This is a genomic window from Ectopseudomonas alcaliphila (assembly GCF_900101755.1).
Lineage (GTDB): Bacteria > Pseudomonadota > Gammaproteobacteria > Pseudomonadales > Pseudomonadaceae > Aquipseudomonas > Aquipseudomonas alcaliphila.
The window spans coordinates 369939-390902 of sequence record NZ_FNAE01000003.1; the positions used below are offsets into that span (position 1 = coordinate 369939).

The 20964-nt window shown below is 58.6% G+C and carries 19 protein-coding genes; 5 read left to right on the forward strand and 14 right to left on the reverse strand.

The features are described 5' to 3' along the window. Positions 1–59: 59 nt before the first annotated feature. Positions 60–914: a LysR family transcriptional regulator gene (locus tag BLR77_RS13395; RefSeq protein WP_074678535.1), complete on the forward strand. Its 855-nt coding sequence runs from the start codon at positions 60–62 to the stop codon at positions 912–914. On the opposite strand, the gene BLR77_RS13400 is transcribed toward BLR77_RS13395, so the two are convergent. Further along, positions 909–1676: a sulfite exporter TauE/SafE family protein gene (locus BLR77_RS13400; RefSeq protein WP_074678537.1), complete on the reverse strand. Its 768-nt coding sequence runs from the start codon at positions 1674–1676 to the stop codon at positions 909–911. The two genes, BLR77_RS13395 and BLR77_RS13400, sit on opposite strands and share 6 nt — an antisense overlap. A 100-nt stretch (positions 1677–1776) precedes the next feature. Here BLR77_RS13400 and BLR77_RS13405 point away from each other — a divergent pair, with 100 nt between their 5' ends. Then, complete coding sequence (locus BLR77_RS13405) at positions 1777–2739, forward strand: LysR family transcriptional regulator (RefSeq protein ID WP_074678539.1); 963 nt, start codon at positions 1777–1779, stop codon at positions 2737–2739. A gap of 99 nt (positions 2740–2838) precedes the next feature. Here the strand turns inward: BLR77_RS13405 and efp are convergent, their stop codons facing one another. From efp to BLR77_RS13420, 3 genes are all read right to left on the reverse strand, one after another. Next, positions 2839–3411 (reverse strand): elongation factor P, encoded by a 573-nt coding sequence (gene efp, locus BLR77_RS13410; RefSeq protein WP_074678540.1) that lies wholly within the window; start codon positions 3409–3411, stop codon positions 2839–2841. Positions 3412–3445: 34 nt separating this feature from the next. Continuing rightward, entirely contained in the window at positions 3446–4588 is a 1143-nt protein-coding gene (earP, locus tag BLR77_RS13415) for an elongation factor P maturation arginine rhamnosyltransferase EarP (protein WP_074678542.1), read from the reverse strand. 108 nt (positions 4589–4696) lie between these two features. Beyond that, the gene (locus BLR77_RS13420) at positions 4697–4903 is read right to left on the reverse strand and encodes a hypothetical protein (protein ID WP_074678544.1); all 207 of its coding nucleotides are present in this window, start codon (positions 4901–4903) and stop codon (positions 4697–4699) included. A gap of 487 nt (positions 4904–5390) precedes the next feature. On the opposite strand from BLR77_RS13420, the gene BLR77_RS13425 reads away from it, so the two are divergent. Next, on the forward strand, positions 5391–6158 hold the full coding sequence (locus BLR77_RS13425) for a class I SAM-dependent methyltransferase (RefSeq protein ID WP_238380570.1): 768 nt from the start codon (positions 5391–5393) through the stop codon (positions 6156–6158). Between the two features lie 105 nt (positions 6159–6263). Here the strand turns inward: BLR77_RS13425 and BLR77_RS13430 are convergent, their stop codons facing one another. From BLR77_RS13430 to BLR77_RS13440, 3 genes are all read right to left on the reverse strand, one after another. Then, complete coding sequence (locus BLR77_RS13430) at positions 6264–7490, reverse strand: MFS transporter (protein WP_074678546.1); 1227 nt, start codon at positions 7488–7490, stop codon at positions 6264–6266. 495 nt (positions 7491–7985) lie between these two features. Further along, a complete protein-coding gene (uraH, locus tag BLR77_RS13435) occupies positions 7986–8378 on the reverse strand; it encodes a hydroxyisourate hydrolase (RefSeq protein ID WP_074678548.1) in 393 nt (130 codons plus the stop codon). Between the two features lie 14 nt (positions 8379–8392). After that, positions 8393–8890: a GlcG/HbpS family heme-binding protein gene (locus tag BLR77_RS13440; protein WP_074678550.1), complete on the reverse strand. Its 498-nt coding sequence runs from the start codon at positions 8888–8890 to the stop codon at positions 8393–8395. Positions 8891–9036: 146 nt separating this feature from the next. Here BLR77_RS13440 and BLR77_RS13445 point away from each other — a divergent pair, with 146 nt between their 5' ends. Further along, positions 9037–9708 carry a heavy metal response regulator transcription factor gene (locus BLR77_RS13445; protein ID WP_074678552.1) on the forward strand — a complete coding sequence of 224 codons (672 nt, stop codon included), beginning with the start codon at positions 9037–9039 and terminating at the stop codon, positions 9706–9708. Then, a complete protein-coding gene (locus BLR77_RS13450) occupies positions 9705–11153 on the forward strand; it encodes a heavy metal sensor histidine kinase (protein WP_083366071.1) in 1449 nt (482 codons plus the stop codon). Before BLR77_RS13445 ends, BLR77_RS13450 begins: the two co-directional genes overlap by 4 nt. 221 nt (positions 11154–11374) lie before the next feature. Here BLR77_RS13450 and BLR77_RS13455 read toward each other — a convergent pair whose 3' ends face one another. The 7 genes from BLR77_RS13455 to BLR77_RS13485 form a co-directional block, all read right to left on the reverse strand. Continuing rightward, a complete protein-coding gene (locus BLR77_RS13455) occupies positions 11375–13597 on the reverse strand; it encodes a TonB-dependent receptor (protein ID WP_139202977.1) in 2223 nt (740 codons plus the stop codon). 113 nt (positions 13598–13710) lie between these two features. Next, positions 13711–14700, reverse strand: a complete 990-nt coding sequence (locus tag BLR77_RS13460) for a siderophore ABC transporter substrate-binding protein (RefSeq protein ID WP_074678554.1) — start codon at positions 14698–14700, stop codon at positions 13711–13713. 8 nt (positions 14701–14708) lie between these two features. Then, positions 14709–15473 carry an iron ABC transporter ATP-binding protein gene (locus BLR77_RS13465; protein WP_074678556.1) on the reverse strand — a complete coding sequence of 255 codons (765 nt, stop codon included), beginning with the start codon at positions 15471–15473 and terminating at the stop codon, positions 14709–14711. Further along, on the reverse strand, positions 15470–16417 hold the full coding sequence (locus BLR77_RS13470) for an iron chelate uptake ABC transporter family permease subunit (RefSeq protein WP_074678557.1): 948 nt from the start codon (positions 16415–16417) through the stop codon (positions 15470–15472). Before BLR77_RS13470 ends, BLR77_RS13465 begins: the two co-directional genes overlap by 4 nt. After that, positions 16417–17358 (reverse strand): ABC transporter permease, encoded by a 942-nt coding sequence (locus BLR77_RS13475; protein WP_074678559.1) that lies wholly within the window; start codon positions 17356–17358, stop codon positions 16417–16419. Before BLR77_RS13475 ends, BLR77_RS13470 begins: the two co-directional genes overlap by 1 nt. Further along, positions 17358–19124, reverse strand: coding sequence for an ABC transporter ATP-binding protein (locus tag BLR77_RS13480; protein ID WP_074678561.1), 1767 nt, complete (start codon positions 19122–19124; stop codon positions 17358–17360). The genes BLR77_RS13475 and BLR77_RS13480 overlap by 1 nt, the downstream gene beginning before the upstream one ends. Further along, entirely contained in the window at positions 19118–20908 is a 1791-nt protein-coding gene (locus BLR77_RS13485; RefSeq protein ID WP_074678563.1) for an ABC transporter ATP-binding protein, read from the reverse strand. The genes BLR77_RS13480 and BLR77_RS13485 overlap by 7 nt, the downstream gene beginning before the upstream one ends. Positions 20909–20964: the final 56 nt, after the last annotated feature.

A 20964-nucleotide genomic window follows, 5' to 3' on the forward strand; every position in this document is an offset into this window, starting at 1 on the left:
CCGCGCTTATGATCAATCCAACGAATGTTTCTTATGGAATCCATCTCGAGGATTGATGAATGGCCTTCCACCCCAGTATTGATACCGAATTGCTGCGCAGCTTCGTTGCCATTGCCGACACCGGTGGTTTCACCCGCGCCGCAGAAGCGGTCAATCGCACCCAATCGGCCGTGAGCATGCAGATGAAGCGGCTGGAGGAAGACGTGGTGCAGCGCCCGCTGTTCGAGCGTGACGGCCGCCAAGTGCGCCTGACGCCTGAAGGCCAGGTACTGCTGGGCTATGCGCGGCGCATTCTCAAGCTGCATGGCGAAGTGCTCAATACGCTACGCGAACCGCATATGGTCGGCGCCGTGCGCATCGGTACGCCGGACGACTACGTGATGCGCTTTCTGCCGGAGATCCTCTCGCGATTCGCCCAGGCCTATCCGCTGGTGCAGGTGGAGGTGCACTGCGAACCCTCTGGCCAGTTGCTGCTGCGCCAGGATCTGGATCTGACCATCGTCACCCGCCAGCCCGGCAAGGAGATTGGCCAACTGCTGCGCCAGGAGCGCTTCGCCTGGGCCGTGGCTCAGGGTTTCTGTCCGCATGAACAGAACCCCATGCCGCTGGCCATGTTCAACGCCGACTGCTTCTGCCGCGAATGGGCCTGCAACGCACTGGATGCGATGAGTCGCCCCTACCGCATCGCCTACACCAGCCCCAGCCTGTCGGCAATCTTCGCCGTAGTACGCGCCGGCCTGGCCGTCACCGCGCAACTGCAAAGCCTGATCACCCCGGACCTGCGTATTCTCGGCGAGGCCGAAGGCCTGCCCCTGCTGCCACTGACCAGCATCGTGCTGCTGCGCAACGAGAGCAGCCAATCACCCGTCACCGAATGCCTGGCAGAGCATATCGTCGAAGGTTTCCGTCTATAGGCGACCGCCCGACTCCAGCGCGAGCAGCAGCGCGCAGAGCAGCAGGAAACCACAGAACAGGCTGCGCAGCAGACGCTCCGGCAGCGAATGCGCCAGGCGCACGCCCCAACTGATGCTGAGCAGGCCGCCAATGGCCAGCGGCACGCCCATCCACCAGTTGACGTGATCATGCAGCGCGTAAGTGAATAGCGTTACCCCAGTGCTGGGCAGCGCCAGCGACAGCGAAAGCCCCTGCGCCACCACCTGAGTAGTGCCGAACACACTGGTCAGTACCGGCGTCGCCACCACTGCGCCACCGACCCCGAACAGCCCCCCCATGGCGCCGGACACACCGCCCAGCACGCCCAGCCAACCCCAGGGATGGCGCAGCTCGCCAGTGGTTGGCAGCTGAGCCATCAGCATGCGCACCAGGTTGTAGGCTGCCAGTGCCAGCAGGAAGCCGACGAAGGCCCAGCGCATCGTGCGCGAATCCAGCTCGACCGCATACAGCGAGGCCAACCAGGCGCAGAAGAAACTGGTGACACCGAGCAGCAGGGCATGCCGCAGGTCGATACGATTTCGCTGATGGTAACGCCAGATCGCCAGCATCACGTTCGGCACCACCATGACCAGCGCAGTCCCTTGGGCAAGCTGCTGATCCAGCCCGAAGACGATACCCAGCACCGGAATGGCGATCAGCCCGCCTCCAATGCCGAACAAGCCGCCCAACGTTCCCAGACCCAGGCCCAGCAACAGATTCAGCAACAGGTCGAACAGATTCATGGCACCTCCAGACAGTGGGCGCATGTTAATCCGTCGTGGCTAGCGCGGAAACGCACAGCAACGCACAATGGCTTTGCCTATTTCGCACAAGCAGGTTGCCATGAACCCCGATGCCCTGACCGACCAACTGGAACTCTTTCTCGATGTGCTGGAGACCGGCAGCTTTTCTGCTGCGGCCAGACGCCATCCGCTCACGCCTTCGGCAGTGGCGCGACGCATCGACGCCCTGGAGCGCGCCATGGGCAGTAACCTGTTCAGCCGCAACACTCACGCCGTGCGCGTCACCCCGGCGGGTTTGGCGTTCGCCGAACGCGCCCGGCGCATCCTTGCCGAACTGCACCTGGCACGCGCCGAGGCAGTGTCATTGAGCAGCGCACCGGAGGGCCTGATTCGCATCGATGCCCCCTCGCCCTTTGGCAGGCGTCACCTGGCACCGGCCATTGCCGAGTTCCTGCGCGCCAACCCCGGCCTGGACGTACAACTACGCCTGATCGACAGCTTCATCGACCTGCAGGGCGAGCACCTGGGCGAGGTGGATATCGTCGTGCGCATCGGCCCGCTGCCGGATAGCCGCCTGGTCGCCACGCCTCTGGCGTCGATGACCCGCATCGTCTGCGCCAGCCCGGACTACCTGCGCCGACGCGGTATCCCACGCAGCCCGCTGGAGCTGGAACAGCACGACGGCCTCGACTGGGACAGCCTGGCGCCGCCCTACGCCTGGCGCTTCGAAGTCGACGGCAAGCTGCAGCTGTGCAAACCCAAGCGCCTGCGCCAGACCAGCAACAACGCCGAAACCCTGCTGTTCAGCGCCCTCGCCGGCCTTGGCGTGGCGCACCTGCCCACCTGGATGAGCAGCGAGCACCTGCAGCGCGGCGAGCTGATCCCACTGTTCTGCGAACAGGGTCTGCCGGCCGCCGAACCCGTGAGCATCTACGCCCTGCGCCTGGAGCGCGAAGCCAGCCCGCGCACACGCCTGCTGCTGAGCTTCCTCAAGCAGCGCTTCGGCTTCCCGCCCCCCTGGGACCAGGCACTGCAAACCAGCCTGGCCATCCCGCAGCAGTAAGATCATGACCGTAGGGTGCGCCGCGCGCACCACGAAAACCGCCGCGTGACGGCCACAAAAAACCCGGCACTTAGGCCGGGTTTTTCATGCAGCTCAAGCTCAGGCTGGCGCCTGGGTGCGGCCCTTGTAGGAACCGTCACGGGTATCGATCTCGATCCAGTCGTCGATATCGACGAACTCGGCAACCTTGATCTCGGTACCGTTGCGCAGCTTGGCAGGCTTCATCACCTTGCCGGAAGTGTCGCCACGAGCAGCGTTCTCGGTGTAAACGACCTGACGCACGATGGTGGTCGGCAGGTCAACGGAGATTACCTTGCCTTCGAAGAACACGGCTTCGCAGACGTCGCTCATGCCTTCTTCGATGAACGGCAGAACGCTTTCCAGATCTTCGGCACGCAGCTCGTAGGAGTTGTACTCCGGATCCATGAACACGTAGTCCTCACCGCTGATGTAGGACAGGTTCACTTCCTTGCGCTCGAGAATCACCGGTTCCATCTTGTCGTCGGCTTTGTAAACGGTCTCGGTCTTGGAACCGTTGAGCAGGTTCTTCAGCTTCATCTTGACGATGGCGCTGTTACGACCGGACTTGGTGAACTCGGCCTTCTGGATCAGCCACGGCTGGCCATCGATCAGGGCCACGCTGTTGACTCTCATTTCTTGTGCAGTTTTCATGCGGATATCCGAAATATGCGGGAGGTACAGAAATCTAGGCCGCGTATGATAGCCAATTTAGGTAAAACTGTTCCAGCGTCCTGGCAAGATCGGCCCGAGCGGCCTGCTGCTCGCACCACTGCTCGGCGTGTCGCTGCAGTACCGGCAATACCTCGCGAAGCGCAGGCCAGGCCGCTTCCATCCCTTCGCCGGCATTCCAGGCTCGCCAGAATTCAGTCTGCACGGCGGCCGCTTCAGGCATCAGATCCGCGTTATAAATCGCCAGAAACGCTTGCAGTTTGTCCCAGTGCGCCCCCTCATCCTGCGGGTAGATGTGCCAGAGCAACGGCCGCCCCGCCCATTGCGCACGGATGAAGGAGTCCTCGCCACGCACCGCATTGAAGTCGCAGCACCACAGCAGGCGGTCGTAGTCATCCTGGGCCACGAAAGGCAGCACATGGATCAGCAGATTACCGCGCCGGCAGCAATCTCCCGGCGTCAACTGCGCCTCGCCAAGCCAGACCTGCAAGTCAGCAAGAATCTTGCTCTGCGGCACCAGCAACTGCGTCGGCTGCGAATCGGCTGCCAGCGCATCAAGCCAGCCCGCCAGGCCCGCATTTTCATAAGCGAACAACGAAATCAGTCGCGCCCCGGCTTCCCTTATCACGCCAAGCGACTGCAGGTACGCCTGCTGCGCCTGTGCGTCTGCCTGAAAGGCGCGCCGCCGCGCCAGCAAATCGGCCTCGCGCAGCAAACCGCCCGTGCCCTCCACGAATCCAGGAAAGAAGAAGAACTTCTGCAAACCGCTTGGCTGCGGCGATGGCAGGCCATGACAGCCTGCCACCCAGTCTTCGGCACTGAGGTATTCCAGGTTCAACCACAAGCGGCGCGTGCCGCTGGCCGCCATCGCCTCGATATAAGCAGACGGCAACTGACAGGCGAAGGCCTCGATCACCACCTGCGCAGGCTCAACCGCAGGGAACGGCTCACGCCACTGGCGCACCTCGACACCGCTCCAGCGTTGGCATTCAGCATCAACACTGGCCTCGGGGCACAGGCGTACGAAGGCGCCCAACTCGTCGATCCACAGGCGCACAACATGCCCCTGCTCGGCCGCCAGCTGTCGGGCCAACCGCCAGGTCACGCCAATATCACCGTAGTTGTCCACCACGCTGCAGAAGATGTCCCACCTGGCCACGCTGCGCCCCCTTAGAAAATGATCGCCATTCTAACCGGCGAACAAGAAAAAGCCCGCCAGAGGCGGGCCAAAGGGAGCGCTGGAGCGAGCGCGGGGTAAAACAGTGAATCAGGCCAGCAGCGAATCGCCCTCACGACGAATAGCGCTGCTGAGCAGCCAGACCGCCTGGCAAGCCAGCGCAGCCTCACGGGAAGCAAAGGGGCCGGCCTTGGGCTGGCCATCGACCATCACCAGCCAGCACGCCATGTGACCGTCGGCCCTGAGCTCAGCCGGTACGGCACTACCAACCAGGGAAACCACATCGATACGGGACATCATGACCTCCAAGCCAACTCAATCTCTGTTGGGCTCAACATTAGGCCGATGCCTCACCAGACAGAAATCAGTGCTCTCGATAGTGACCATGTACATTGCCAATAGCAGAAGCACAGGCGCCGGCACAGACCGCGCCCATGCAGCTGACAGGCAAGAGTGGCTACGAAAAGAAAGAAGCCCTCAAGGCCGTAAAGCCTGAGGGCTCAGAAGCACAACCAGATGCTCGTCATTCTCGCGAAGGCGGGAACCCGGAAAACAGCACGTCTCGAAAACTTCACCCTCTTAGCTCTTCGATCCAATCCGGGTGTCGCCTCTGACTCATGGCAACGGAACTGTCAGCATGCTAGCCAAAGGTCTTCATGAACGGCTCAGCACAATGTCTGAATTCTTCGAAAGCATTTATGAAGATGCCTAAATACTCAAAGAGGCATCATTTTTTATTCATGTCCAAGCCAGATGAGATAGCATTCTCAAATTGGCATGGAGAATGAAAGTGCAAAACAGGTACGGAAAACTCGCCTCTTGGGTCTATCACTTAGATAAACCCGTTGGCCACTCATTTGGCGATCTGGAGTACTACCAGCAGCGTCTGACAGGGTGTGGTGGTCCAATATTAGAGCCTGCGGTCGGTAATGGCCGCATCATTATACCAATGCTTGAGATGGGCTTGGCCATCGAAGGCTTCGACGCCTCACAAGACATGCTCGAATATTGTCGACAGGAATGCATGAGCCGGGGGCTTCTCACTACCCTTACCTGCCAGACATTCGAGCAATTCAGCTACGACCGACGTTTCGCGGCGATCATCATGCCTGCTGGATCATTTCAGTTAATTACGGAGACCGCCACAGCAATGAGCGTGCTCAGGAAGTTCTGGGATCATCTGCAGCCCGGTGGAAGGTTAATCTTGGACATTGACCCCATCGAAAGCATCGTCAGAGAAGCGAATTTTGCACGCAGTTGGCCGGTGGGTGGCGATAGTTTGCTCACACTGACTTGTCATCGAGCCGAGGTTGATTACGTCAAACAAACGACTCTCTCTCATCTGCACTATCAACACTGGCGAGATGGCATTTTGCAATCCGCAGAGCTTGATCTATTCCATTTGCGCTGGTGGGGTATCGACGAGTTGGCATTTGCGTTGCGCGAGGCTGGCTTTGTGGACGTAGTGGTGTCGGGTGGTTACCAGCATGGGCGCCAACCATGCAAGAGCGATCAAATCATCAGCTTCGAGGCAAGTCGCCCAAGCGGATGAGTCCTGCAGTAGGGTGCATGCCACGCACTAGTAGTTATACGAAAAATCGGCCCAGTTTCAGAGGACACACTTCTTGGTTATAGAGCCGTACCAACTCTCTATCCCCTACCCTCGTATAGTTACCCCAGCAGCAGCGGGCTCTGGCGCCTCTCTGGGTAATTTTAGAGTAAGCACAATAAGTAGCACACCAACAACACTAATCACGGTATAGACCCCAGCGAAGCTGCCACTGTGATTGGCCAATAGCCCCGCTCCATAGTTACCAAGGATGCCGCCAGAACCTTGCATCACGTTGGCAATACCAAAGACGGAAATTGCCATAGCGCTGGAAGATGCCAATTTGGAAACGTAAGCCGGAATAAGCCCAAAAATGGGGTAGAAAGCGGTGGAGAACAATACTGCTGCCACTAGAGGCCAGTGACCGGATGGCTGCACCACAAATATAAGTGCTGCTATCACCACGCAACAATACACAAAGATCATCGCAGCACGTAAACCGATTAGGTCAGAAAGCCAGCCGATTGCAAGACCGGCGAACATACCTACAAAACCGATTACGGCCCAGACCTGAGCGGTATATTGCACATCAAATCCAAGCTCAGTACGCAGATAAGAAGAGAGGTAGGTCTGAAAAGGAAAGGTGGAGAAGCCTATCAACAAGTTCATCGACCAGACCATTAGTACCCATGGCCTGATCAACTCGGAGCGCAAACTGGGTAGGGCTATCTCGCCTAAACTTCCTGTCGGCGCGGGTGCCACGTTCCAACTAAGCAACCCTGCCCTCTTGAATACTAGAAGCACTGCCACAGCCATCACCAACGTGAGCAGACCAACCACCCACCAAACGCTGCGCCACTCGCCTTGCGGGGCATAGATAGGTACCAACAGGCTGTTAATAGCGACACCGTAGCTTGTACCGCTTGATACAAGCCCCATGGCTAAGCCTCGGTAACGGTAGGCAACCACCTTGGAAATGACATCAACCATCGGCACGAAAACGGTCGCAGCGGTGCCCGCCAGCACGACCAGCAACATGCCTAGTACAGCAATGTTGTTCGACAATGGCATCAGCAGTAGCGCCAGCGCACACACTGCTCCGGAAGCCACTATCACATTACCGCCTCCCACCCTTGGTGTAAGCCAGACCGCAAGCATTGCGCACACCAAAAATCCAAACTGCGCTGATGCAGTTACAGCGCCGACGAAGGAGAAGCCAAACCCCAAAGACGCCTGCATGTCGGGTACGAGTTGTGCAAACAGGTATATCCCGAAGCCGTAACTGGCCGCCACCAGGCTGGTCAACAACACCACAATCGCAGCATTTAAACGCATGGCTGAACACCTTATGCGGCGCTGGAATTTACAGCCGCAGGTCAGAGCATGGTGTATGGAGTCGAGAAATGGCCGCTCCCAAACTGCAGATGACCATGTCGGGCTAGTTGGCTCCTAGCCTCTCAGGAAAGCAGGCATAGCGCTGTGCCAAAAGACTTCGCATGCTGCATTTTTTCTGCAACAGCCCAACTCTACTAAGCCTGTAATCCTGCCAAACGATAAACGCGCCCTCGATTTGCCACTTAACGTCATGTTGCTTGAAAGAGTCACCTGCAACTGATGCAGGCCTATAGCGGTTGCTGGCCGGTATCATCCACCTCACTTGAGTTCGAACCATAATTCGGGCCGATAAAGCAGGCCCGAATCACCGGCACATCTTGCTGGGTGAGGGCATCGGCTCTAGCGAATTGGCCAGAGCAGAGGGATACCGTCCATTTCAACCATGCGGCCAGATGGTGCGATCACACTTGCACCAACTCAATTGCCACGGTACGTCTAAAAACCATAGGGGCTGAGCAGCAGCGGAATGTGGTAATGCGGCACGGTACCATCGATTTCAAAGATCACGGGCACCTCGGGGAAGAAGCTTTTCATGTCGTGCTTCGCGAACCACTCTCCGGTCTTGAACGTCACGCGATAGGTGCCCTTCTCAAGTGCCTTGCCTTCTGGATACAGGGCAGTGATACGCCCCTGCTCGTTGGTAACGCCGTCATTGAGCGCCTGCCAGTTCTGGCCATTCTTCTTCTCCAACGTGACGGTCACAGCTGGCGACGGCAGCCCGTCCTGCAGGTTCAGCACATGAACACTGAGTGGGTTGGCATCTGCCAACGCCAGGGAAGAAAGGCCGCTCAGAATGGCGCCAGCCAGAAGGGTTTTGAGAGCTTTCATGCTGTATCTCCGATTTATTGATGGATGGAAAGAATCTGTTCGATGGCCTTGAGTGCGCAGGCCTCATCATTGGCAGCACCGCCCGCCCCCGCGACGCCAATGGCACCGACTACCTGATCACCGACTTTCAGTGGTACACCGCCGCCCAACAGCAGAAGCTCATCGAGCGTGTTGAGGTTCTCGGCGTCGGGGGTGCTGCGGGCTCGCTCGGCCAACAAGCGGGTTGGTGTTTTCGTCGACAAGGCGGTAAAGGCCTTGCGCTGCGCGGCCAGCGTGTTATGTGGGCCGACGTTGTCGTCGCGCTGCAGAGCGACCAGATTGCCGCCGCGATCGACGACCGCTACGACCGCGCTGCGGCCTTCGGCGTGGCAGGCAGACAGGGTTGCATCCAGTAGCTGATTGGCCAGCGGCAACGTGACGTCCTGACGCATCGCAACTTGCTCGTTGGCCCATGAGCTGGATGCGAGGATCGACAGCGTCAGTGCGGACAGGGTGATGTGAAGCTTGGGCATGCCGTTCTCCTGGTTAGGCTCTGCTGAGCGGATGCCGGCAATCTTGCCCACCTGCGACCGGCAGATGGATTGCGTCAGGATTACGAATTTGTAATGGGAGTCAGCAGCGGTTGCGCCTAGGCTATGCACAGGCTCGGGAGATAGAAATGCGCATTCTGGTGGTGGAAGACGAAGTCAAAACAGCTGACTACCTGAGAAAGGGGTTGAGCGAATCAGGCTTCATGGTCGAGGTCGCGTTGAATGGCCTGGATGGTCAGCATCTCGTACAGGAGTTCGAATTCGACCTGATCATTCTCGACGTCATGCTGCCGGGACTCGATGGTTGGCAGTTGCTGCAGATCATTCGGCGCAGGCATGACACCCCGGTGCTGTTTCTGACCGCTCGCGACGCAGTGGAGGATCGGGTCAAGGGGCTGGAGCTGGGCGCCGACGATTACCTGATAAAGCCCTTTTCCTATGCCGAGTTGCTCGCCAGGGTTCGCACGCTTCTGAGAAGAGGGCCGCCCCGCGAAATAGAACACTTCCAGGTAGCGGACCTTGCGCTCGATCTGCTCAAGCGCAAGGTCAGCCGCGCAGGTGATCGTCTCAACCTGACGAACAAGGAGTTCGCACTGCTCCACCTTTTGCTCAGCAGACAGGGTGAAGTCCTGTCGAGGGCTCTGATCGCCTCGCACGTCTGGCAAATGAATTTCGACAGCGACACCAACGTGGTGGACGTGGCCATTCGACGGCTGCGCGCAAAAGTTGACGATCCCTACCCACTAAAACTGATTCACACCGTGAGGGGCATGGGCTACATGCTGGATCTTCAGGCATGAAACTGTGGCCCAGAACGCTCAGTCTGCGCCTGGCGCTGATGTTCGCGCTTTCGAGTTGCGTGCTGCTCGGTGCCGTGGCGACCTACCTGTATCACTCTCTTGAGCGGGAAATCCTCTGGCGAGATGACCAGGCTCTGCTCGGTCGCCTGCAACGCATGCAGGCTCTTCTGGATGACACCGAGAGCATCGAAGCCTTACGCAGTCGCCCCCAGCTTTACGAAAACATGCTGGGCAACAGGGACAATTTCCTGTGGATAGTCGATGCTGCCGATCACATGCTGATCGAGGTAAACCCGGCGTCGCTGCCGTTACCCAAATTACCGGATGCCTCTTCACCCAAGCTGGGCAATGATCCTCACAACACCTCCCTGCGCCTGGCCTGGCTGGACGTATCGCGCGCCGGAGGGCGTCTGAAACTGATCGCCGGCAAGCATTCAGATGAGCGCAACCAGATGCTCAGCGCCTATCGGACCAGGATCTGGGTGGCGCTTGTAGCAGGTGCATTACTGGCCTTTGCGCTGGGCTGGCTGGTCAGTCGGAGAGGTCTGCGGCCCGTCAGAACGCTCGCGACTCAGGCAGCAGGCATCGACGCTCGCCATCTTCACATGCGCCTTGATGACTTCGCCGATACCGTCGAGCTTGAAGTGCTGAGTCAGGCGCTCAACCAGATGCTGGACAGGCTGGAACAGGGCTTCGCGCAACTGTCGCGTTTTTCCGAAGACCTGGCTCACGAGATGCGCACGCCTTTGACTAACCTGATGGGCCAAAGCCAGCAATTGCTCGGCCGCAGCCGCTCACCCGAGGAATACCAGAACGTGCTGGCCTCCAATCTGGAAGAGTATGAGCGACTGGCGCGGATGATCGACAGCATGCTGTTTCTGGCCAGGTGCGAGCAGCCCAAGGCCACACTAAAGCGCGAACCGGTCGACCTATACGTTCTTGTCGAACAACTGTGTGAGTATTTCGAAGGCATGGCGGAAGACCGCGGCATACACCTAGTCAACCGCAGCAAAGGCACGCTCGACGCAGAACCGGAACTCCTGCGTCGAGCTTTGGCCAACCTCACCGCTAACGCTCTTCGTTATGGTGCCGCTGATAGCCCAGTCACAATCAGTACAAAGATGGAGGCGAATACCCTGGAAATCATGGTCCACAACCTGGGCATCCCCATCGAGGCAAGGCACCTGCCTCACCTGTTCGAGCGTTTCTATCGCTGTGATGCCTCACGTAATCAACCCGATGACTCCGGCGGACTCGGGCTGGCGATTGTCCAATCGATCATGCGTATTCATATGGGTGAGGCCAGTGTCAAAAGCGACGCTACAGGAACGGTCTTCAGCTTGCATTTTACATTTGGCAGTTGCAGAACCGGAGTGCAACCATCTGGCGAAAGTCGAACATCTGCACTTAACCAATTATCCGTGAGTTCCGGGACAGACCAGTAGCGGATGATCCTGATGGCGTTATCGGAGCTAAACCTTCTGCTTCTAGTGGAGTGACTGACACTGCTTTGAGCGTTTCAGTCCTTGCTGAAAAGACTGAAAAAAGGCTGGGCTCGCTATGATCCACTCCACATCAATGCGAACGAATAGCTGATGAGCTTGAGTCAGCACGCAGCATCTTTCCGCAGCAATGGCGGCGCGTTATCGCGCCGCCATTAACGGTTCTAGAAATCCACCGTGGCCGAGAGTTGTACCGTGCGAGGCTCCCCCAGACCCAGGCTGGAAGTCAGCGGCATTCCCCAGTATGCCTTGTTGGTCAGATTGGTCACTGCCCCCCGCAAGGTTACCGGGCGACTTGCGACCTGCGTGGCATAGCGAGCACCCACGTCGAAGAGCGTGTAACCCGGTATCGACAAGGAGTTATCGGCGCTGATGTACTGTTTGGAGACCGACGTGGCATTGGCCGTCAGTGTCAGGCCATCAACAACCGGCGCATCCCACTCCACCCCTAACTTGCCTTGTAATTTAGGCATCCCGGTTGCCTGTTTACCTTCGTTGGCAGCCCTCGCACTCTTGAGTACCTCGGCTTCGACATAAGCGACGCCGCCCATCAGCCGCACGTCGCTCAATGGCGAACCGAAGAAGCCCCATTCGACACCGCGGTTACGCTGCTCACCGCCAAATGAATAAACATTGGTAACCGGATCGATATAACTGCTTGGTCGTTCGATCTGATAAAGGGCAAGCGTATGGGTGAAATCGCCGAGGTCCAGCTTCAACCCGACTTCCTTCTGTTTCGATTTGTAGGGCTCGAATACCTCGCCCGAGTTGCTGGACGTAATGGGGGCCACGCCTCCCTTGCTAAGCCCCTCGATGTAGTTGGCATAGACGGACAAATCATCGCTGAGCTTGATTAGCAGAGCAGCTGCCGGCGTCGTAGCACTTTCGTTGTAGTGGGTACTGCGCGCACCGGTACTTGTGCTGTAGGTGTCGGTCACCACCTGCTGGCGACGCATCCCCAGGGTTAGCTGCAAGCGATCATCCAAGACTGATAACGTGTCAGCTGCTCCATAGCTGGCGAGGCGATTTTCCAGATGTTGCACCGCAGGCCACGCCTCTGGGGCCGCTGGACCCCAGACCGGGTTGTAGATGTTGGTCGTCCAGTTGGCGCCGGGCACTGAGCGACGTCCAAAGTCTTTCTGCTCGTCGCCATAATGGGTGGCGTTGACTGTCATCTGATGTTGGATGCCCGCCGTCTGGAATCTACCTCGCAAGCCGGCCTCGCCGGACGTTTTATCCAGCTCCATCTTCAACTGCCCCATGGTGGTGGTGTAGTCGCCTGCGTTATTGATTACCTGGGCAGACATGGTGCCGCTGTAAGCGTAATCGGTCTTGCTTGCTCCAATGGCGGCGTAAGCCTGCAACTGCTCATTGAAGTCGAAGTCACCAGCGATGATCGCCCCTTTGTCCTTCGTTTCGACGTAAGCCCAGTCCGGGTTCAACAGGGTGTCGGATTTTGGCGGTTTGGGCACCGCCACGTTTGGCGCGAGGCTGATTCCTCGGTTCTGGCCCTTGACCCGGTCTTCGGCGCTGTACAGATCCAGCGACAGCCGGGCGCGCTCGCCGCGCCAGTCCAGAGCAAGCGAAGAAACCCCGACCTTCATCTGCTGATCGTCGACCGAAGTGTCGCCATCTCGATACACCTGATTGAAGCGGATGCCGAACTGCTGCTCTTCGCCAAATCGCCGCCCCACATCGAGATGGCCTCCGAACTGGGCGTCTGACATGTAGTTGGCGGTCAGGCGTGTGAGTGGCATCTCGCCCGCGCGCTTGGGTACGAGGTTGACGGTACCGGCGACGGATCCGTTTGGCGGCATACCATTAAGTAAGGCTGACGGCCCCTTCAGTACCTCGATGCGCTCGAACATTTCCGGCGAGGTGCGGTAGTAAGGCGCGATGCCAAACAGCCCGCCGAAACTCATGTCGCTGCTGCTCGAAGCGAGCCCACGGATCAGATAGTTCTCGCTGTAGGTGCCGGTAAGGCCGTTGCTGAACACCGATGGATCAGTGGCAGCGATCACATCTGTGATGTTCTGCGCCTGGGTATCGGCGATGAATTTTTCGGTGTAACTGATGGTGCTGAACGGTGTTTCCATGAAGTCCTTGTTGCCCAGCAGCCCAACCCGGCTGCCGTAGGCCACCTGCCCACCTGCGTACTCGGCAGGCAGTAGCTCCCGCTCCGGGCTCTTGCCCTGAATCAGCGTGGCCGGCAGCACCGAGACGTCGTCTGGCTCTATCAACTCGGACTCTGCTGCGCCTGGCGGGTCATTGGCCAGGGCCGGGCTGCTCAGTGCAATTCCCAGCAACACGGCTTGCACGGCAATGGCGACGGGATTACGGGAGAAAGCTGCAAGAGGTCGTGCGCTGTACTGATCGATGATATTCACGCTAGGGCTCCATGTGGTGTAGCAGTACTTTTCTCAGGGCGAGCTAAAGCGACGGAGCCCATGCGCATCACAGGCTCACGAATCAAAAGCTCAGGGTTAACTCAGGGGGTGTATCAGAGCTGGTAGCCCTTGATCACGTCATCGATGATCAACCTCAGCGAGGTGGGGCTGGCGGCTGTTACGTACCAGGCCTCGGGATCGACGAAGATCACCCGGTGGTTCTTCCAAGCGCTGGTCTGTCGCAACAACGGGTTGCCCATGCTCTCAGCGTTCATGGTGGAACGGCGCTCCATCACGGCAGTGCGATCCACCACATAGATGATGTCGGGATTGGCCTGCTGGATGAACTCGCTGGAAATCGGCTGGCCATGCAGGCCTGCCTCGACCATTGGCCCTGCCGGTTTTACCCCCAGTGCTTCGAATACGAAGCCATAGCGTGATTTCACGCCGAAGGAACTGAAGGCGCCGTTGTTGTGAAGCACCACCAGAGCACGCTCAGGGCGATCGGCTGTCACTTGCCGAGCCTGCACGACCTTGGCATCGAGTTCGCGAGCCTTGTCGTCAGCCAGCTGCTGTTTGCCAAAGATCTCTCCCAACACCTTCAGGTGTCCCTTGATGATGTCGATATGGCCAGCCTCACTGTCGCGATAGTCCACGTCGAACTGGATGGTTGGTGCCATTTTGCTCAGCTCACCATAGTGGTTTGCCTGCAGCGAGGTAATCAGGATCAGATCCGGTTTGCTCGCATGCACGCGCTCCAGGTTGGGCTGAACGATGGAACCGAGATCCTCGACATCGGCCAAGTCTCTGTATTTGCCCAGGAAGTGCGGGATGAAATCTTTGGGCATGCCGGTCACTGGCACGTTTAGCTGGTCAAGAAAGTCGACCTCGTTCATGTCCAGCGCTGCTACCCGCTGCGGCAGCTTCTCTACAACGGTAGTGCCGAGTTGATGCTGCACATTTACCGGAGTGTAAGGCGCCAACTCTGCCCCGCTAGTGTTCGCCGGCGCACTGGCGGTTTGCTCGTTACAGCCTGACAGCACACATATTGTCATCACCATCAGGGCTAGGGCCCACCCGCTGTTTCGCTGGTTGTTGATCATCGCCGTTCTCATAGTGGATTGAAGTAGTTGCATAAGCGCCCGTGGCGTCCTTGGGTGATCTCGAAGTTCAAGCCATATAGCTCGCTCATCCGCGCCTCGGTCACCACCTCGGCCACGCTGCCGGTGTACTGCACAGCGCCCCGCTTCATGGCGACGATGTAGTCGGAGTAGCTGGCGGCGAAATTGATGTCATGCACCACCAGGATCACCGTTCGACCCTGTTCGTCGCAGAGCCGGCGCAGTGCGCGCATGATCTGTACGGCGTGCTTGATATCCAGGTTGTTGAGCGGTTCATCAAGCAACAGCAGGTCGGTTTGCTGGGCGATGGTCATGGCCAAAAAGGACATCTGCCGCTGTCCGCCACTCAGTTCATCGAGGTAGGCCTGGCGTAATGGCTGTAACTCCAAGAACGCGATAGCGTCATCGACGGCCTGCCGGTCTTGCTCGGTCAAGGTTCCACGGCTGTAGGGGAAACGGCCAAAGGCAACCAGCTCCTCGACGGTCAGCCGCAAGTTGAAGTCCGGCGCCTGACGTAAGGTGGCAACGCGCTTGGCATACTCGCGAGTTGGGATCTCTGCAATGCGCTGACGGCCGATAAGTATCTCGCCTCGGCTTGGCTCTAGTAGCCGCGCCATGCTCATCAGCAATGTTGTCTTTCCTGCACCGTTAGGCCCGATCAGCGAGGTCAGGCGACGCGCTGGAAACTCGACGCTCACCGCATTCAGCACGGCCTTGGCAGCATAGGTCTTGTGCAGATCGTGGACAGTAATCATGGGGCACCTCGGGTGCGCACCATCAGTACTAGGAAGTACCCGCCACATAACAGGTTGACCAGGATCCCGACGGTGGTTTTGTAGTTGAACAGGTGCTCGACCAGCAGTTGAGCGCTGATGAAGATGGCGATGGCAATCGCGCTGCCCATGGGTAACGTAATGCGATGGCGAAAGGTGCGGGCCAGGGCATAAGTCGCGTTCGCGACGAAGATCCCCATGAATGCTGTTGGCCCGAGCAGGCTGGTGGATACCGCCACCAGCGTAGCAATCAGCGCCAGATAAAGGCGTACCTCGCGCGCGTAATCCACCCCTAGCGAAGTCGCTTGATCACGCCCCAGAGACAGTACATCGAGGGCTGGCAACGCCTGCCGACCGATCAGCAGGACGCCGATGACCGCTGCCGCCGAGTACAACAGTTGCTCGGGTTGCGCACGATTAAACGAGGCCTGGCTGAAGCCGAGCAGCACAGAAAATTCGCCGGGGCTGACCCGAAGCTGCACGAACTGGGTAAAGGTGCTGATCACTATAGTCAGCACCAAGCCCACCAGAAGCAGGACATAGACATTGTTGGAGCTGTCGCGGAATAACCAGCGATGAATCATCCAGGAATAGCCAAGCAACAGCAGCACAGACAATGCGAAGTTGCCGCTACTGCTCAGCGCGACCAAGCTGTAGGTGCCCATGGCTAGCACCAGAAGCGCCTGCCATAACAGGTACACCGCTTCGTAACCCATGATGGCCGGCGTCAGGATGCGATTACCTGTAATTGTCTGGAAAACGATGGATGAGCAAGCCACGCAAACGCCGCCGATAAACATCGCCGCCAACCGGGCCAGTCGCTTGGGAATGAGGTAATCAAAATCCATCCCGGAACCCAGGAACAGGAAAACCAACGCCAGCACACAAACCAGCAGCCAGGCCGCGTAACTATGGAGGCGCACCATCACCTGACCCTCCGGATGATCAGGGAGAGCAAAAGCGCGCCACCGACGCTGCCGGCAGTGAGACCGATAGGTACCTCGAACGGATAGATCAGTACGCGACCAAGGATGTCGCAGATCACCAATAGCGAAGCACCACCCAACGCCACGATCGGCAATGTGCGTCGCAGGTTGTCGCCATAAAGCAGGGCGACCAGATTGGGGATTACCAGGCCAACAAAGGGAATAGCGCCGACGGTGATTACCGTGACGGCTACCGTCACCGCCACCAGCATCAATCCGAGCACTACCGTGGCGGCATAGTTCATACCCAGGCTGCTGGCCATGCCCTCCCCCATTCCGAGCACGGTAAAACGCTGGGCATATAGATAGACAAGCACCACAACGGGCAGGATCAGGTAGACGATCTCGTAGTTGCCTTGCACGACCTTGGAGAAATCACCGAGAAGCCAGCCCTGCATGCTCTGCAGAATGTTGTGCTGGTAGGCATAGAACTCGGCAAGCGCGCTCAGCACACCGCCGTACATCAGGCCGATCACCGGCACCAACGCGCTACTGCGCAAGCGTGTTCGCCGGATAATCGCGACGAATATCAACCCGGCTGCAAAGCTGAAAATCAGCGCGAAAATCATGCGGCCAGAACTTCCTGCATCTGGCATCAACACCATCGCCAGTAGAATGCCCAACTTTGCCGCGTCGAGGCTGCCCGTCGTGGCCGGCTCGACAAACTTGTTGCGCACGATGTGCTGCAGGATTACGCCACAAACAGCCAAGCCAACGCCCGTCAGCACCAGTGCCGCAAGCCGAGGCAAACGGCTCGCCGTCAGGGTTAGCCAGGCACTGCTTTCATTCGCTACCAGCTGAGACCAGTGCAACTGACCAGCGCCGATCATCAACGACAGCATGCAGAGCGCCGTGAAGCAGCCCAGATAGCCTGCACGCATCACGCCTGCTCCTGCTTGTCGCCAACAGCAATACGCCGACCTTTGGCCATCTGTCGTTGATGCAGAAATAGCGCATAACGATCACCGGCAGCACGCAGCGTATCGGGAGCACCCTGCTCGACAATACAACCGTTTTCCAACACCACGATGTGATCGGCCAAGGCAACCGTGGACAGCTGATGCGCGATAACCACCAGAGTACGGCGACCACGCATTCTGGCCAGTGTCTCGGCGATCACAGCCTGGTTCTCGGTATCCAGCGCCGCAGTGGCTTCATCGACCAGAAGAATCGGTGCATCCTTGAGCAGCGCCCTGGCAACGGCGATACGCTGCCGTTCACCTCCGGAAAGACGTGCCCCACCCTCGCCGACCCGCGTATTTATTCCATCAGGCATACGCGCAAGAATGCTGGTCACACCAGCCTGCCGTGCAGCCTGGAGGATGTCGTCATCACTGGCGTTGGTTCTGCCAATGCGAATGTTGTCGGCGATGGTGCCTTGGAAGAGGTAGCTGTCCTGGAAAATCTGGCTGATCTGCCCGGCCAACTGTTCACTGCCCATATGCCGCACATCCACCCCGCCGACCAGCAGGCTGCCCTGGCTGACGTCAAAAAAGCGGGCGATCAGCCTTACCAGAGTGGTCTTGCCGGAACCGGATGCACCGATCAGCGCCACCATGCTGCCCGGCGCCACCCGCAGATTGATATCGTTGAGAACCGCATCCTGTCCCGGTGCGTATGCAAAGCTGACATGTCGTAGCTCGATGGAGCTATCAGCCGGCGTTTGTGGCTGACCAGTTTCCGGCAGGGCTTGCGCCGCGAGTATCTCCATCGCGGCAGCAAGCTGGCCCTTTGCGCTACGCAGGATTTCGCCGTAGCTGGCGACCTCCAGCAACGAGTCGATATAGCGGCCGATCAAAAGCAAAGCGACGACCATCACAATCATTGACGACGTTTCTACCTGGGCATTGATCTGCTCAGCGAGCAGGAGGCCCGCTACGAGCAGCAACACGGCAAAAATCATCTGCACCGCCCAAGCATTGAGCACTGCCGACAATGACGAGCGGAAGATCAGGCGCGCGGCCGACTGCCGCTGCTGTTCGATAGCCTCTTCGAGCAGCCGGGTGCCGCCGCCTTCGCCGTTGAAGGCACGTAGCACGGACTGCGATTGGGCGAATTCGACCACGCGCTGGCTGGTCGCAGCAAAATCACGTTGGAATGCAGCATCGACCGAAGCACCCAACCCTGAGGTGAACCCTAGGATGCCGGCCAGAAACGGCAATGCCAGCAATGCGATAAGCCCCAGCTGCCACTGCAGCACGAACAGCGCCCCCACAATCACCAGTGGAGTTAATAGGCTGCTGATCAGTGGAGTGAAAACGTGAGCAGGAAGCTGCGCCACTGTCATCATTCCCTGACTGATAACGTGACCAAGCTGCGCCTTGTTCGTGGCGTCGAACCAGCCCAGCGGCAGCGTCGCCACATGGTCACCGATACGCTGCCGCCCACCACGCAGTACCGCCACACCCACCGCAATCCCGGCCTGCTCCACCTGTCGCCGCAATATCCAGCAAACCAGTACGCCGGCCAGTAGCACGGCGAACCACGACATGGCACTTTGGGCATCGCCGGCAAGCAGCCTACCCAACGCCGGTATCAGAGTAATGATGGTCAGCCCACTGAGCAGAGCGTAAGACACAGCCATGTACAGATAGCGGCTCAGCACGGCGGTTTCCTCGCCAAGCAATCGCTTCATGTCCTTCAGCATGCCGGCACCGCCTCAGGTTGGTCGCAACCACCCAAAGCCCAGAGCCTCGCATAGAGGCCTCCTCGCAGAAGCAGTTCGTCATGCCTGCCCTGCTCACAGATACGCCCCTCGTCGAGTACGATGATCTGCTCTGCATTGATCACGGTTTCAAGGCGGTGTGCGATCACCAGCAAAGTACGGTCTGTGGCAAATATCGACAGCGCATCCTGAATCGCTGCCTCACTCTCGGCGTCGACGGCAGCAGTGGCCTCATCAAGTACCAGCACAGGAGGATCGAGCAGTACGGCACGGGCGATACTCAAGCGTTGCTGTTCGCCACCCGAAAACTGTGCGTCCTCACCGACAACCGAGTCGTAGCCGCGTGGCAATCGAAGGATGCGCTGATGAATGTTCGCGACCCTCGCGGCATCTTCAATTTCCAACTGACTGGCATCTGGGCGCCCCAGAGCAATGTTTTCGCGTACGGACGCGTGGATCAACCGCACGTCCTGCAGTACGAAACCGATATGCTGGTAGAGCTGAGCAGTCTCGATCCGGCGCAGATCAACACCCCCCAGGGTGATACGTCCCTCACTAGGATCGAAGAACCGGAGCAACAAGCGCGCCACTGTCGACTTACCCGCCCCGGATGGCCCGACAATGGCCGTAGTGGTTCCAGGCTTCAGGATGAAACTTAGATCGCAGAGGACGCGGTGCTCGCCATACGCATAGCTGAGCTGCTCCAGACGTACCTCGCTGTCCCTCGGGCGCTCTATAGCGGATGGTGCCGGTTCCGCAAGCAGCGGCGTTTTCAGCAGAGCCTGAATTCGCTGAGCAGCAGCCGTGGCGTTGCTCAGATCATGACTAACGGTGTGCAGCAGCATCAAGGGTGCGCAGAGCCCTGGCGTCACCAGAACGAACGGCAATACCTCAACGGGGGTCATCCAGCCAAGCGTGACGAAGCACGCCCCCGCGAGCAGAACCACACCAAGCACAGAAACCGGTGCAATGAACGCATTTGCACTCGCCATCGAGCCCACCAACGGGCGGGTGAACTCAGTAAAAGTGTTGGCGAAATCGTCGACAGCGCTCCGGTAACTTGCATGGGCTTTGCCGGTGCTGCCGAACGCCTTTACCACCGGCATTCCGTTGACGAACTCGATCACTGCGTTGTCAATACGCGCCATGCCGGCCACGAACGTCTGAATGTTCGCCCCACTGGCTTTCATGGCCCTGCCGAAAAACAGGAAGAACCCTGGGAATGGCAGCAGCGCGAGGATGGCCAGGCGCCAGTCCATGGCGAACAAGTAGATCACCGAGATCACGATGACGCCTAGCGCACGCCCAACTGTGGTAAAGAAATGCGCCGTCAGGCTGTGCAGAGTAGCGACGTCATCCTGCATTGCCTGCTTGACCTCTGCCGAGGCGCGACTATCGAACCAACCCAGCGGCACTCGCACCAAGCGCTGCGTGATCGCCATGCGCAGATGATGAGTGAAGTGATTGTCAGCCCTGTGCGCCACTAATTCACCCGCAAAGATCAGCGCCATGCCTGTGAGCAGACCGATCAGGCATATCCCCAGTCCCCAAAGAATCTCGCGTGACAGGCCTGCCGAGGCAGTATCGCTGCCGGCAAACACCAAGGCGGCAACATGAGCGATACCGGCCAATGGCAGCAGCGTGAGCATCGCCCCAAAGGCAGTTAAAGCACCTGCCAGCAACAAACGCCCACGTATGGGTTCAAGCAATCGGCTTATCGAGCCGGGCTCCCTGGGTGTGGCAGAAGCCTGTTGATCAGCGCTCATAAATAGAGGAATCCAAGACAGCGAGTGAACGAGCAAGGCGAGATGCCACTGCGCAT

What these genes read in the sequence shown, in the direction of transcription:
- BLR77_RS13485 (WP_074678563.1), bottom strand. Translation starts at nt 20,908, where the DNA reads ATGAGCGCTGATCAACAGGCTTCTGCCACACCCAGGGAGCCCGGCTCG.
- uraH (WP_074678548.1), bottom strand. Translation starts at nt 8,378, where the DNA reads ATGAAAGCTCTCAAAACCCTTCTGGCTGGCGCCATTCTGAGCGGCCTT.
- BLR77_RS13395 (WP_074678535.1), top strand. Translation starts at nt 60, where the DNA reads ATGGCCTTCCACCCCAGTATTGATACCGAATTGCTGCGCAGCTTCGTT.
- BLR77_RS13420 (WP_074678544.1), bottom strand. Translation starts at nt 4,903, where the DNA reads ATGTCCCGTATCGATGTGGTTTCCCTGGTTGGTAGTGCCGTACCGGCT.
- BLR77_RS13460 (WP_074678554.1), bottom strand. Translation starts at nt 14,700, where the DNA reads ATGATCAACAACCAGCGAAACAGCGGGTGGGCCCTAGCCCTGATGGTG.
- BLR77_RS13440 (WP_074678550.1), bottom strand. Translation starts at nt 8,890, where the DNA reads ATGCCCAAGCTTCACATCACCCTGTCCGCACTGACGCTGTCGATCCTC.
- BLR77_RS13475 (WP_074678559.1), bottom strand. Translation starts at nt 17,358, where the DNA reads ATGCGTGCAGGCTATCTGGGCTGCTTCACGGCGCTCTGCATGCTGTCG.
- BLR77_RS13425 (WP_238380570.1), top strand. Translation starts at nt 5,391, where the DNA reads ATGAAAGTGCAAAACAGGTACGGAAAACTCGCCTCTTGGGTCTATCAC.
- BLR77_RS13480 (WP_074678561.1), bottom strand. Translation starts at nt 19,124, where the DNA reads ATGCTGAAGGACATGAAGCGATTGCTTGGCGAGGAAACCGCCGTGCTG.
- BLR77_RS13470 (WP_074678557.1), bottom strand. Translation starts at nt 16,417, where the DNA reads ATGGTGCGCCTCCATAGTTACGCGGCCTGGCTGCTGGTTTGTGTGCTG.
- BLR77_RS13465 (WP_074678556.1), bottom strand. Translation starts at nt 15,473, where the DNA reads ATGATTACTGTCCACGATCTGCACAAGACCTATGCTGCCAAGGCCGTG.
- BLR77_RS13450 (WP_083366071.1), top strand. Translation starts at nt 9,705, where the DNA reads ATGAAACTGTGGCCCAGAACGCTCAGTCTGCGCCTGGCGCTGATGTTC.
- BLR77_RS13400 (WP_074678537.1), bottom strand. Translation starts at nt 1,676, where the DNA reads ATGAATCTGTTCGACCTGTTGCTGAATCTGTTGCTGGGCCTGGGTCTG.
- BLR77_RS13445 (WP_074678552.1), top strand. Translation starts at nt 9,037, where the DNA reads ATGCGCATTCTGGTGGTGGAAGACGAAGTCAAAACAGCTGACTACCTG.
- efp (WP_074678540.1), bottom strand. Translation starts at nt 3,411, where the DNA reads ATGAAAACTGCACAAGAAATGAGAGTCAACAGCGTGGCCCTGATCGAT.
- BLR77_RS13430 (WP_074678546.1), bottom strand. Translation starts at nt 7,490, where the DNA reads ATGCGTTTAAATGCTGCGATTGTGGTGTTGTTGACCAGCCTGGTGGCG.
- BLR77_RS13405 (WP_074678539.1), top strand. Translation starts at nt 1,777, where the DNA reads ATGAACCCCGATGCCCTGACCGACCAACTGGAACTCTTTCTCGATGTG.